The 13,482-nt window shown below is 56.6% G+C and carries 11 protein-coding genes and 1 pseudogene; 2 read left to right on the forward strand and 10 right to left on the reverse strand.

Annotated features, from left to right (window positions below; all coding sequences use genetic code 11):
• Positions 1–391 precede the first annotated feature (391 nt).
• The gene (locus tag NCR35_RS20250; protein WP_233392119.1) at positions 392–979 is read left to right on the forward strand and encodes a DUF305 domain-containing protein; all 588 of its coding nucleotides are present in this window, start codon (positions 392–394) and stop codon (positions 977–979) included.
• Positions 980–1,077: 98 nt separating this feature from the next.
• Here the strand turns inward: NCR35_RS20250 and NCR35_RS20255 are convergent, their stop codons facing one another.
• From NCR35_RS20255 to NCR35_RS20270, 4 genes are all read right to left on the reverse strand, one after another.
• Positions 1,078–1,482 (reverse strand): four-helix bundle copper-binding protein, encoded by a 405-nt coding sequence (locus NCR35_RS20255; RefSeq protein WP_375294347.1) that lies wholly within the window; start codon positions 1,480–1,482, stop codon positions 1,078–1,080.
• A gap of 274 nt (positions 1,483–1,756) precedes the next feature.
• Entirely contained in the window at positions 1,757–3,016 is a 1,260-nt protein-coding gene (locus tag NCR35_RS20260; protein ID WP_029672316.1) for a type II restriction enzyme NmeDI-related protein, read from the reverse strand.
• A 453-nt stretch (positions 3,017–3,469) separates the two neighbouring features.
• A complete protein-coding gene (locus tag NCR35_RS20265; protein WP_029672317.1) occupies positions 3,470–4,591 on the reverse strand; it encodes a copper resistance protein B in 1,122 nt (373 codons plus the stop codon).
• Positions 4,588–6,477 carry a copper resistance system multicopper oxidase gene (locus NCR35_RS20270; RefSeq protein WP_051996596.1) on the reverse strand — a complete coding sequence of 630 codons (1,890 nt, stop codon included), beginning with the start codon at positions 6,475–6,477 and terminating at the stop codon, positions 4,588–4,590. The genes NCR35_RS20265 and NCR35_RS20270 overlap by 4 nt, the downstream gene beginning before the upstream one ends.
• Positions 6,478–7,263: 786 nt before the next feature.
• Here NCR35_RS20270 and NCR35_RS20275 point away from each other — a divergent pair.
• Positions 7,264–7,944, forward strand: a pseudogene (locus NCR35_RS20275) (IS3 family transposase); the annotation flags it as partial.
• A gap of 273 nt (positions 7,945–8,217) precedes the next feature.
• On the opposite strand, the gene NCR35_RS20280 reads toward NCR35_RS20275, so the two are convergent.
• The 6 genes from NCR35_RS20280 to NCR35_RS20305 all read right to left on the reverse strand — a co-directional run bounded on the left by NCR35_RS20280 (position 8,218) and on the right by NCR35_RS20305 (position 13,222).
• A complete protein-coding gene (locus tag NCR35_RS20280; RefSeq protein WP_033536747.1) occupies positions 8,218–9,162 on the reverse strand; it encodes a CopD family protein in 945 nt (314 codons plus the stop codon).
• On the reverse strand, positions 9,162–9,536 hold the full coding sequence (locus tag NCR35_RS20285; RefSeq protein WP_029672320.1) for a copper resistance CopC family protein: 375 nt from the start codon (positions 9,534–9,536) through the stop codon (positions 9,162–9,164). The genes NCR35_RS20280 and NCR35_RS20285 overlap by 1 nt, the downstream gene beginning before the upstream one ends.
• 76 nt (positions 9,537–9,612) lie before the next feature.
• Complete coding sequence (locus NCR35_RS20290; RefSeq protein ID WP_029672345.1) at positions 9,613–9,960, reverse strand: copper-binding protein; 348 nt, start codon at positions 9,958–9,960, stop codon at positions 9,613–9,615.
• Between the two features lie 56 nt (positions 9,961–10,016).
• Entirely contained in the window at positions 10,017–11,312 is a 1,296-nt protein-coding gene (locus NCR35_RS20295; RefSeq protein ID WP_029672344.1) for a copper oxidase, read from the reverse strand.
• Positions 11,313–12,746 carry a TolC family protein gene (locus tag NCR35_RS20300; protein WP_029672343.1) on the reverse strand — a complete coding sequence of 478 codons (1,434 nt, stop codon included), beginning with the start codon at positions 12,744–12,746 and terminating at the stop codon, positions 11,313–11,315. It lies immediately after the preceding gene.
• The gene (locus tag NCR35_RS20305; protein ID WP_051996570.1) at positions 12,743–13,222 is read right to left on the reverse strand and encodes a hypothetical protein; all 480 of its coding nucleotides are present in this window, start codon (positions 13,220–13,222) and stop codon (positions 12,743–12,745) included. Before NCR35_RS20305 ends, NCR35_RS20300 begins: the two co-directional genes overlap by 4 nt.
• Positions 13,223–13,482 lie beyond the last annotated feature (260 nt).

Raw genomic sequence — 13,482 nt, forward strand, 5'->3', positions numbered from 1 at the left:
GTTTAACTGGTTTAACTAGGGTTGAGCTGCGTAGATTATGAGAAACGAAGTTGGGCACCGTTTCGTGGCGCAAAGGCGAGAAGCTCTTCCTTTCTGGTTGATGACTGTCGCGTGAAATCTTTGTCATTTTTGCCAATCGGGCTTAACGGATGCTAGCGCTCCCTCTGTCACTCGGCGATGCGCATACTCGGAAAATTCCACGGAGGGGATTATGCAATTTAGTATGAGGAAGGAAACAGTACGGCGTGACGTTCCGGCTTTTACCATCTGTGCACGTCAAGGCCGTCGAACGGCAATCGCAATCGTCGCAGCAGTAGCTGCTTTTGCCAGCTCGTCCACCTATGCTGACGGCCCTGGGCGAGGACTAACGGCGAATTTCGAGGTGGGACTGATGGAGACCATCGTGGACCATCATTTTTCTGCGCTCAGGATGACCGAGCTTGCCGCAGGCACTGACGTTCGAACGAGCGGCAATCTGTCTCCAACCGAGGGAACGTCACCGTCTCCGGGGTTTCCTCCGACACAAGCTAAGGCCAGCTCGGACGAAATCAAATCTAATGCTCGTATGGAAAATCGCACACAGCGCGAGCAGATTTTTCAGTTGCAGTCGCTTCTTCACGACTGGTATGGAATCAACTACCAACCCCAGCTGCGTCCGGAACAACAGGCGGCCATCGGAATACTTGAGCATGCGCAGCCAGGCAAGTCTTTCGACCGCGCTTACCTGGAGGTATTCAGTCACCACCACTATCAGTTGTTTAAGTCCCTTAATGGATGCATGAGCGGTGTAGACCGACGCCATGAGGCACTCGCGCGCCTATGCAATCAAATGTGGCACGCTCAGACTAGCGCCGTCGACGAGATGCGAGAGCTGCTCGAGAAGAACTTCGGGATTGCAGATTATCAACCCTTCTCGGACGCTAGCCCACTGCAACCCGAAGGAGGAAATCTGCGCGGACAGCACAGCGGTGGTCGATAGCGCTTACCGAATATAGAAACTGCATCGCCAAGTGCTTACACCTTTTTCGCACGGCGGACCGAGCGAGCCGCTCTGGGCCCGCTTGGCGAGATAGCGTCCTACGCCATCGCGCGACATTCCTTCGCGCACGTGCGGCAAGCCTCTGCGCATTGCCTGCAATGCTCGTGTTGGTGTTTCTCGCACTCGGTAGCGCATGCTTCACATAGGGACGCGCATAGCGAACAAATGTCTTTGACATGTTGGCTGCCGCGAGCCATGACCGCAGACGCAAGACGACAGACACCAGCGCAGTCCATGTCCTGTCTGATGCAATCGGCCATTTGGGAGACGTTGCTTTCAGACAGGCATGCAGTTGCGCAATTGTCGCAAGCAGTGGCGCAGGAATCGCAAGCGTCAATGCACGACTGATACTGTTGGTGAGCCATATTTCCTCCTTGAATAGTAGGGGCTGGATGAGCCAGCGAAGAAGGACGCGCACGCATCGTGCCCGGTGATGCAAGCATCAATGCAGTCCTGTCATGACATGCGGTAGGTCTATCGGTCGGCGACGAGGTCTGTTCCTACGTCGGCCACCGACGGCTATCGCTCGCTAAATCAAGCGTTCCAACGAGCATGATGCGGTGTCCGCTCATCTATCAGAACCGCAACGAACACCACAGGCCCAACAGGAAGCATTTCGCAGAAACATTTGAACAAATGCGTGCCGCTGCTACGGAGTGAACCGGACATTCTTAGCGTCTAGATTAAAGCGACCAGCAAGCAACGGGAGACAAGTGACTACAGCTTGGAGGCAATGGCCTCGATGGGCTTCATCCCGGTGCCGAAACGCGCGATGGTTTCCCGATTTGCTTTTAGCGCACTATAGGGGATGTATTTCATGCTCAGCGCAGCCACGCGCGAGAATGCCGGCCTCGCGAGTTGACTACGAACGTCGCTCTCTCGGCTGTCGGGAGCAACGAGATACAGATGTCGTTGAATAGTATCTGCGGACCCAAGCGCAAGGTCGAGCAATCGAACGATGCCGGAGTAGATTGACGTCGAATGCTCTACTTCGAAAGCGGCGACAACCGAGCCGTCTTCATGCAGCCAGATGACGTCAATCAAAGGTACCGTGTCTCCGCCCACGATTGAAAGCGCAACCGGTAACTGCTCAAGGCATCCGTCGGAGAGCTTTCCTTCTTCATACGGGCGGGACCTATCGTTGGTCGCAATCCAAACCTTATATCCAAGCGAATGTCCGAGGTCGCGCAGCCAACCTTGAATCTGCGTATGTGTCGCATCCTCCTGTCTGCTTGCCGCCAATTGTTTGGCTTGACTCGCGGATTGGGCGCGGACTGCCTCAAGGTCTTTGCGCCACGCGTCGTGTGAGGCCATGTCGTCAGCCATCGGCGGAAGCGGATACCGTTCGCTTCCAACGTCAAACAGGAATCCAGCGGCTGCACCAAGGTCGTTGGATAAGAGCCCGCGATGCGCCGCATTGAACGCAAGAATGCTCTCCCGCATCGTCAAATAATGGTCCCAGCGGCCGAGCTTAACGTTCGAGCGCGAGACTGCGTTGAAGCCTTTGACGATGGCTGTATTGAAGGGACTGACCAGCGTCGGATGGATGAAATACAACAAGTTCGCGACAGCCGGTCCCAGCCCCTTGATAGCATGGGAATCGAGCGCTCGTATGGCGCAAAGCACTTCTTCTGCTTCGCTGCAGCAGTCGCAAGTTTCCAGGAGCCGCGCGAACGCCCGCTGATTGCCGGAGTTCTCGTAGATGTCCGGGATTCGGAGCTTCGGCTTCCAGATGAACGCATGGTCCGCCCCTTTAAATATTTGCCGTTGCTCGGCGATTGAGTGAACGACAGTCTCGAGTGACGACCCGCGGTACGCGTTCCCGAAAGTGCCTGCCTTTATCTCCTTCACAACTTGTCGAAGCCCTTGGCGAATCGAGCGGAAATTCTTTAAGCGTTCGGGCCATAAGAACCAACTCTGAAACGTTCCTGTCGGGTCTTGCTTCCAATGCTGAATCAACGCTGCTATTTCGTCCATTTGCTCGCGACTCTCTCGTTTGCCGCGAGTCTACCACTGCCCCGTTGCTCAAAAGCCATATGAAAACGTACATCCGAGCGTGCCGGCTCGCATTAGCCCTGCCTTGTGGGTCATCGGGAGAATCCCGGCTCGCCGCATGTGTTGTAACGAGTAACGCGTCAGGACGTTCCACCGGTCGCACGGCACATTAGGGCGCGCAACGCGGCCTGACGTGGAAGGCTGAATGACCGAGCCGCCGTCGGTTCCACCCGACAACGGTTTCTTCACCGAGGTTGCGCTTTACCTACGTGATATGCCTCGTCGAAGGAGGACCGCAAAAATGACGGTTGAATGACCAAAATGTAATGCTGACATCATCTGCCTAGTTCGAGTTGTGGACTACTAGGGCGAAGGCGACGTTGGAGTGCCGGGCGCGACGCTTCATGTTCAAACGACGGGGACAGCGGAGGTGCGTTAATACCAAAGGCGCAAGCCAACTACCAGTTCCGTATCGGTTACCGGCTCTCCATCGCGGCGGGAAAAATCAGCCGTACGGCCGAAGCGGCGTCCCCACACAAAGCCAATGTAGGGAGCTATTTCTCGCCTAATCTCGTAGCGAAGACGCAACCCCAGTTTGATATCAGATATACCACTGCCAATTTCTCGCTCCGGGTCGGACTTGCCGTATGCATTCATCTCGGCTTCGGGGGTCAGAAAGAGCTTCTGAGACAGCAAGATGTCGTAGGATGTTTTCAACTGAAGAGCGGTGCGGCCGGAAGTTCCGATATAGCCGGTCGCCTGTATATTGAAGAAATAAGGAGCTAGTCCTTCAACGCCGATGGCTGCCCAATCGCGAGTCGGTCCATTACCGAAGTCGTGCCGGACACCAAGTTGCGCGTTCCAATAGGTCGAGTATGCATGTGATACGAGAGCTTCGACGCGCGCATCGTCTGTTTTTCCGTAAAGACGCTCCCCAGAACTCTTCAACCAAAGCCTGTTGATGTCGCCGCCAATCCATGCCTCACCGTCCCACGACCATCCTTGTCCTCCAACTGCCTTAACGTACTCCAACTGGTTGATGAGAATTTGATGGTAGATACCGCTGTCGGACATATCCATGCCTTGCATCGGTATGCCTTCATTCGGGTTCGCCATCGGAATGCGAGGTTCGTCTACCCCAATGATGTGATTGGGTCCATTGAGCGGGCCTGCCTTCGGACTCTTCGAATTATCCACCCGGATACCGGCGTCGCCGCTAGACTTCGACCCATTGCTGTCGGTCGATGCAGCCGATTTGGGATGTGGCTGGTCGCCCGGCGATTTCGTCTGGTCCCCGCGGTCCATCCCTGACGTTCCTTTTGCCCTGGGTGCTCCGCCCGTCTGTAAGGCGGAGCCGGAGCGGGACTGAGATGAGTTAGTCCCTTCGTCCGACATGTCCACGTTGCCCATGCCTTTCATGCCCGGCATACCGTCCATCTGCGACATATCTCCTGCAGCCACGGCCGACGAGGAGGCTATCAATAGCGCGACCGCGGTTGGAAAGGGCTTGACCGGCTTCCTTTGGCTCGCGCGCCTGAAAAAGTGGCTCGCGCTCATGCGACCACCACCTTGCGGAACATTCCCGCCTCCATGTGATACAGAAGATGGCAATGAAACGCCCATTGCCCGGGAGCGTCCGCTGTTACCAAATAGCTCACTCGCTTGGTGGGCTGGACGTTGATGGTGTGTTTCCGCACGAGGAATTGCCCATGCTCGTCCTCCAATTCCATAAACATCCCATGAAGATGAATCGGATGGTTCATCATCGTGTCGTTTATGAGCGTAACCCTGAGCCGCTCCCCATAGTTGAAGACGATAGGTTCAGCTTCCGAGAACTTCTTGCCATCAAAGCCCCAAATAAAACGGTCCATGTTCCCCGTAAGCCGTAGCGTCATTTCCCTCGTAGGCGGGCGGTTGTCGAGCGGGCCGCCAATGGTCCGCAGGTCGGAATAGGTCAGCACCTTTCGGCCGTTGCCCCGCAGCCGTGGTCCTGGGTCGCTTAGAGAACTCGAAACAGTCATCGGTCGCATGTCGACTTCAGGGCCGGTCTTAAGAGCCATCTCACTCATCCCCGTGGTCCCTCCGCCGTTTATGCCTTTCATGTCGCCCATGTCCTTCATGTCGCCCATGTCTTTCATGTCGGCCATGCCCTTCATGTCACCCGTGTCCTTCATGTCGCCCATGCTCTTCATGTCGCCCATGTCACCCATGTCCTTCATGTCGCTCATGCCCTTCATGTCGTGCATGCCCTTCATGTCGCCCATATCCGACATTCCCTTCATTCCGTCCATCCCGCCCATACCCATGTCGTCCATCGTCAGCCAGGTCTTCTGGTCCATTGGGGGAATTTGAGCTTGCATACCGGGGTATGAAGCGAGAGTTGCGCGGGCATATCCACTTCTGTCCATCGACTGACAAAAAATCGTGTACGCCTTGTCGTCAGGCATCTCAACCACAACGTCGTAGGTCTCGGCGACCGAAATGCGGAATTCGTCAACCTCAACCGGTTCAACTTCCTGTCCGTCTGTCGATATGACTGTCATCTTCAGGCCCGGGATACGAACATCGAAAAGCGTCGTTGAAGACCCGTTGATGAAACGAAGTCTCACCTTTTCACGAGGTCGCGCGATAGCGGTCCAGTTCCCGGCAGGAGCCACACCATTGACGAGGTATGTGTAGGTGGCCCCCGACACATCATTGAAATCGGTGGGGTTCATTCGCATTTCGTTCCACATCTGCCGCTTCTTCAATGCCCCCTTGAGCCCGATTCGCTTGATATCGCTAAAAAACTGCGGCGCCGTCGGCATCTGGTAGTTGTAGTAGTCACTGGAGACCTTCAGGTTCTGCATGACTCGCTCTGGATTCTCGTCGGTCCAGTCGCTAAGCATGACAACGTAGTCACGGTCCGTAGGGACGCTCTCGCCATTGGCGGGCTCAATGACCAGTGGCCCATATAGGCCGGTCTGCTCTTGGAAACGGCTATGACTGTGATACCAGTACGTTCCCGCTTGCCGAACAAGGAATCTATAGGTGAACGTTTCGCCGGGCTCGATTCCAGGAAAGCTGATGCCAGGGACGCCGTCCATTCCAAAGGGGACAAGGATGCCGTGCCAATGAATGGAGGTAGGAACCGCAAGCCGATTCGTGACTCGCATCGCAACTTCCGAACCCTGTTTCCACTTGAGAATCGGAGCAGGAATCGACCCATTGACGGAGGTTGTAGGTCGGGTGCGCCCGGTATAGTTGACCGGTGTCGAGTCAATCGTTAAATCAAACTGCGTGCCGCTAAGTACCGTCGGACCCGTGCTTACAGTTGCGGCATGTGATGCAATCGGCCATCCGCCAATGCCAGCGACGAGACTACCGGCTGCGAGCCCGCGTACAAAACGCCGCCTTCCGTTGATTTCAACATCAATATCCGCTTGTTGCTTTAGCTTAGTCACGTCAAGCCCTCTCACAACTAGAACTAGGATTTGTCCCACCGCGCGCCGCATGGTCATACGAACGCCGAGGCTTCTTGCGCACTGCACACGAGGCAGTATCGACGCCCTTGGCGAAAAGCCGGAGCCGACGACATTCCATACGAAAACGCTTTTGAACATTGACCAGCCCTCTGTATGCGAGCGACCGAGTCGACTTGTCGATGAGATTAACTGCACAAGACAGCGGAAGGAAAGCGGAAAAACGCAATACGATTGAAGATGACTAACAAATGACCCAGTCGTAATGTGCGCGCAATCAATGCGTCACTTGCGAGCATGCCACCATCCTGCGTCTACGCAGTTCGCGCTCCAACCACTGGTTAGTTCGAGCAAGAAAGTCGAGAAAGATGTATTTTTTCGAATACCAAAGTCCCCGGGTTCGAGCGCCGCCGGTCGCGGTCGTGAACCTGACGGGGCGACGCATCGACGCTTAATGCCCCAAACTGCTCGCAGTCACCTGCGCACCTGGGCCGTGCCGCGTGGCTGTCGCCTTGCCGTGCTCAGTCGAACTCATGCCCGCCGTTCCCGAATCCTTGCCGTACTGCATTTCGAGGATTTGTGCGGCCGTGCCCTCGGCGGGTCACGTTTGATTGGGTCTTCGCTTGTAAGCTGTCCCGGCTTGCAGCTTTTGACCGTGGTCCGTTTGACCCTCCAGAACGCGAATCGTAAAACGTTGCGTCATTTTTTCATAAGCACCGCTATGGCAATTCGGATGTGAGAAGGAATACCGCTCCGGCTTCGTCCTGCCGGGTGAGCGACGACGTGCTGCTGACGTACATCAAGCCGATTCATGCCGAGGTTAAGGGCGAATACTGACGGCCGCGCATTTGGAAGGAGTTGATTGCGCTGCGTACGCGTGGATTAGGACCGGCTTCGCAAGCTGATGGCGCGGCACGGTATCCACGCACGGCACAAGCGCAAGTACGTTGCGAAGACCAACTCGAACCACAACCTGCCGGTCACGCCGAACTTATGGAGCGCAACTTCACGGCGGTAGCGCCGAAGCAGCTCTAACGAGCGACATCACGTATGACGCGGAGGTCGAAGGTTGGCTTGTATCTGGCCGTCGTCATCGACATGCTTAGATGGCAGGTGGTGGGCCGGTCGATGCAGCCGCATATGAATGCCGGACTGGCCACAGATGCGCTGCGCATCGCATTGCGTTCCGGCGTCGCCTGGGAGCCGGAATGATGGTGCGTATCACCGTGGCAGCCAATATTGCAGCGGACTCTTCCAGGACACGCTTAAGGCGTACTGGCATCCGTTTGTCACGGAGCCGTCGCGGCGATTGTTGTGATAGTGCGTCGACCGAAAGCCTGTAAGGCTCGCTGAGGGGTCGCACGACTGCGCGCTCGTCACTTCGCAACGCAGAGTGCTGCGATGGATGAAATCGCCGACTGGCTCGGCTTCTACAATGCCCGCCGACTACAAATTCACGAGAAGGTCTTTCAGTGCGGAGAGGACATCGACGGATGCGTCTCCCATCGCAGAAACACGGCTCGCCACGCGGTTAAGAAGGCCCGAAGTAGAACTCCGGGCCCGAAAGACGAGTCTGCTGAGAGCCTCAACTAATCTCGATGACGGTAGACTCGCCGCGAACCGCCGCGTTGCTATCTTCGGTTCGCGCCGACCGCTTTCCAATTTAAGTTGCGAGGGGCTTGTGAGCACCGATGTGCAGGAGCCTGCCGAGATTTCGCTCTGTCACTCGGTGCCCGGAAGCGGGCTCGATACGAGCACCGTCGCAATTGCAATCACGCCTATAAGGACCCATGACTCTATATGCAATACGGTCGCGAAGCGTTTCAGTTGACGCGTCTGAATGGCAGACGAAGACCCTTTCAGCGACGCAAGAAGCGCGGGCATCTCGAAGAACCGGTTATGGCCGCCCAGCGCGGCGGCGACCAAGACGAGCGCAAGCTTAAAGACGAGGACCACACCGTAAGACGAACCGAGAATATTCTCAGGTGCGCTGACACCACGCCAGCCGTTGAACGCGCCCGTCAGGAACAGGGCGATGAGGGCGACGGTAGCCGCATCCGACATCGCCTGAACATATCTCGCGCCCCCGGAGAGTTCCGTCGACCTCGCGCGCAACATTCCCGGCGACACGATGTACGCTGCCATGAGGACCATACCCACCCACGAACTAATCGCGAGAAGGTGAACCCAATCCACCCATACGGGGAGACTCAAAATACCTGCATCTACCGGGTGACCCGCGTTACTTTTTGCCAGAGCGACTCCCCCTATCAAGAGCCACATTAGAGGGTGACACGGAATACCGGCGCCACTCGTAGGTTTGAACGACAACACAACAGCGCAGAGCAGCAGACTAGCCCCAATTGCCCAAATATGGCCGAACTGCGTCTTCACCAGCATCGAGCGGACTGCGGGCCAAGCGTCGAGGAGAGTAGTCTCGCTCATCAACGCGCAATGAACCCAAAATCCTGCCGTACTTGACAGCAACGCTACGATGGCTGACATCCTGAAGACAAGTGCGAGCTTCGCCGAGGCGCGCACTTGCCAATCGGATTTCGGTCCCCTCAGCCACCACGCGCTGAGAAGAGCGCCGACCATGGCCGCAAGACCGAGGTTTTGCAACGCCATCAACAAAAGGCGCTCGATGTCCAAGGAGCCGTAGTTCATCAGTTCACCGAGAATTTATACGTGCCTTTCGCTTTGTGACTGTCACCGGTCATGACAGCCCATTGCACGGAATACGTACCTGCCGCCAACTTCGGAACGGCGAGAGTCAAAACGCGCTTGTTTGCCGGGTCCACCTTGGCCTTTTCATCACCTACCGATGCACCGCTCGCATCAGCGACTTTGATGGTGCTGAAAGTCGGTTCGAGGTCTTCATTGAAGGTTAGGCGCAGTACGCCCGGTGCAGTTGAAACCGTGCCATTCACAGGAGGTTCTGCGCTCTCGAGCTTGCCGTGTGCGAAGGCAATAGCTGGGGTCAATGCGATGGCCAGAGTCGCAACGACCGGCGCGATGAGCTTGTTTTTCGAAGCCTTCATTTTTGATTTCCTTGATAGTGGTTGGTGCGGGCCGTCGAAACAGCGCTGCGCACCGAGTTGTCTGTCCTAGATGCTTTTACTGTTTCTGCAGTTTCGTAACAGTCAACGCACCGTTAATTTCCTCTGCAACGAAATCAACCTTGTCGCCCACTTTGACTTGCGACAACATCGCCGGGTCCTTGACCTTGAAAGCCATCGTCATCCCGTCCATGCCGAGGTTCTCAAGCGGGCCGTGCTTGATGGTCAACTTGCCGGACGCCGTATCCACTTTCTTAATTTCGCCGTGCGACATCGATGAGTTAGCTGCCCCCCCTTGCTTGGCGCCGCTCGACATGTCCATGTTCTCCATATCGCCCGCCGCGAATGCGGCGCCAGAAGTGGCCAATGCAACGCCGAATGCAATCGAAACAAATGTCTTTTTCATGCTCTTTCTCCAGATACTGTTTAGAAAATATCCGCTTCTCGCCGCGGACCTGCGATTTAGCTATCAGACATGTCGCCGGTGTATTCGTATGCGACAGTGCCCTTAGGATGCTTGTACCAACCCGGGTCGCGATAATCGTTACGGCCCAAGCCTTCGCGCACCTTCACAACCGTGAACATACCGCCCATCTCAAGCGGCCCGAATGGTCCCGTTCCCGTCATCATGGGGAGCGTATTTTCAGGCAACGGCATCTCCATTTCCCCCATGGCGCCGCCCGCACTCCCCATTGCCATGTAGTCCGGAACGAGCTTATTGATACGCTTCGCCAAATCCTTTTGTTGCACGCCAATCAGATTTGGCACCTGGTGGCCCATGGCATTCATCGTGTGGTGCGATTTGTGGCAGTGAAACGCCCAGTCCCCCGGCCGATTCGCCGCAAATTCAATAGCTCGCATCTGGCCTACGGCCACGTCTGCAGTCACCTCCGGCCAGCGCGCGCTCGGCGGAATCCAACCGCCATCCGTCCCCGTCACTTCAAAGTCATAGCCGTGCAGGTGAATTGGGTGATTGGTCATCGTGAGGTTACCGAACCGAATGCGAACACGGTCCCCCTTACGCACCGGCAATGTGTCGATGCCCGGAAAGACTCGGGAATTCCAGGTCCACATGTTGAAATCGGTCATCTCGTTGACCCGCGGAGTAAAACTCCCAGGGTCAATGTCATACGCCGACATCAGAAAAACGAAATCTCGGTCAACGCGCATGACGTTCGGGTCCTTGGGATGGACGATGAACGTACCCATCAATCCCATTGCCATTTGCACCATCTCGTCGGCGTGCGGGTGATACATGAACGTCCCATGTTTCTCGAGTTGAAACTCGTAGACGAAGGTCTTTCCCGGCGGGATATGCGGTTGCGTCAGCCCTCCAACGCCGTCCATCCCGGACGGCAGCAGCATTCCGTGCCAATGCACGGTGGTATGCTCGGGAAGCTTGTTGGTCACAAAGATTCGAACTTTGTCGCCCTCGACCGCTTCGATGGTTGGACCCGGCGACTGGCCGTTATAGCCCCAAAGGTTCGCTTTCATACCGGGGGCCATTTCGCGCACGACTGGCTCGGCTGTCAGGTGAAACTCCTTCCAGCCGTTCTTCATGCGCCATGGCAACGACCAGCCATTGAGAGTCACCACCGGTGTGTAGGCGCGGCCGCTCGACGGGACCAACGGTGGCTGCATGTTAACGCTCGACGTTGTCGGCGCCTCCGGCAGAGATGCAGCGCCGGCCTTGCTAACAAGTGCTGCGCCCAACAACGCAGCGCCTGAACCGCCGATGAAATTTCGACGTGAGACCATTTATTTACCTTCAGAATTTGGTGACGATGCCGGCTGTGCCAGAGGCGCGGGGTGAGATTGGGCGACGGCTAGAGTAGGAAGGCGGCCACCGACTGCTTGCTGCAAATCGGTCTCCGCAATCCAGTAGTCCTTCAGCGCCTCGATATAGCTGTTGACGGCGCCGACCTGCTCACGAGAATCCGCCAGCAACTCAAAAACGCTTGCAAGCATGCCGTTGTAGCGAAGCATCAGCTCGTCTGAAATCGACTTGCGCAGCGGAACGACTTCGTCGCGGTAGTGCTTAGCTACGTCGTATTCGGTCACGTAGGCCGAGTAAGATTCGCGAACCTCCGACCTGGCGTTCACAGCGGTTTCCGCCAAGCGGTTTGCCGATTGCATATAGATTGCTTGCGCGCGTGCTACCTTCGACCCGCCCCAGTCGAAGATGGGAATCTCGACGCTGATTTCGTAGCCGTGCTCGTGACCCTTGTCGGTCTCGTAGTTATTGAGAATTCCAACGTCGAGTGCGTTAATGAAGCGTGTTGCCTTGGTCAAGCCTAAGGAAGTGGCCACGCTCTGTGTCTGCAACTTCGCCGCCTGAATGTCGAGACGGTTCTGCATTGCAAAGCTTTCCAAGTCATTCAATTCCGGGCGAGAATTCGGAAGGTCCGGCAGCCGGTCAGGAAGCTGGTATTGAGTACCCGAACCCCAAAGGCCCATGACGCGAGTAAGCTTCTCGCGGGCCGAAACGCTTTCCTGGCGGGTCTTCGCAAGTTGAGCCACGGAGTCGGCGTAAAACGCCTGCTCTCGCGCGTAGTCCAACTTGCTGAAGTTGCCTGCTTGTTGCATCCGCTGAGCGAGTTCTGCAGCTGCCTCGGCCGAATCCTTGACTTGCTCGGCGTAGGCAACCGACTGCTGGGCGGCCACTGCGGTGGTGTAAGCGCGGCGTGCGTCAGCGGCGACCTTGAGCATGGCATCGGCCGTAAGCAATTTCGTCTGTTCGAAGCGGCGGCTTTCGATTCGAGTCGCGAGCGGGAGCGTAAAAATGCTCAAGATGCCCATCGAGAACGTACGGCCGATGGTCAGGTCGTTGCTGGAATGCGTCCGACTGAACGTGAAACCCGGGTTTGGCAATCGTCCTGCCTGCACGAGGTCAGCCTCGGAGATACCAAGCTCCCCATAGGAAACCTGCAATCCGCGGTTGTTCAGGAGCGCAACCTGCACTGCATCGTCCATGGTCAGCGGTTTGGCCAACAACTCCTTGGTCCGCGTGAAAACCGCATTGCGGTCATCGTCAGTTTTCACGATGACAGCGTCTTTTCCCAGTCGTTCAGATGCGACATTAGCGACACTGTTAAAACCGCCGTCCTTAGAAAAAGTCGTACACCCGGCCAGCACCGCGACGATGCTTACGGTCGTCACTAGGCGGCCAGCGGAAAGAAAACGCTGGTTCATTCGTGCATACCCTCGTGGTTCGAATGCTCTTTCTTGTTGTCACGAGTCGAGCCCGTGTTGCCATCAGTCGCGGACTTCGCGGGCATCTCTGAAGGGCTCATTCCGGCCATGCCGTTGCGGCCCTTCTGCGATTTTTCGTCCCCACGTACCGCGCCCTTGCTAGCTTTGGTGACGGCCGTCGACGACGGCATCGTGGAATGGTCCATTTCTCCGACCCCGGACATTCCAGCCGGACCGGTTTTTTTCGGAGTTGGAGCCACGGCATTGTTGAGCTCGCTCCAAGGCCCGACCGGCTTGTCCTGGAACGATTGATATGAACCGGCTATCGCCGGAACCATCACAGACGGCACCGGCGCCGCGGCGTCCGTAGGGTCGGGAAGCGACGGCGTTTCGCTCGCGAAGGACGGCATCGCCGCCGCCGCAGTGAGCAGCGCCGCTAGAATGTTTCGCATAAAAAATTTCTCGACGTAAGTCAACTGTCCACAAGGAGTTGCAGACAGAACGAAGGTGCGTCACGCCATGGGCGGGACGACTCGACTTAAACGAGAAGAGTTCGAGGAGGACGTTCGATACCGCCCGTCAAAAAACGGGCCGAGCGAACGTGCGGTGGCGTAGGTGCCACCTGATGAGATAGCTCGATGGGTGTCGCTACGACCGCTACCGGTGGCAGAGCATTACCGAAGCAGCACGACGCGCAGATGCTGCAGGGCCCACTGCCGTGATGGTGTGAGCCGTC

This window comes from Caballeronia sp. AZ10_KS36, from assembly GCF_023631105.1.
Taxonomy (GTDB): domain Bacteria; phylum Pseudomonadota; class Gammaproteobacteria; order Burkholderiales; family Burkholderiaceae; genus Caballeronia.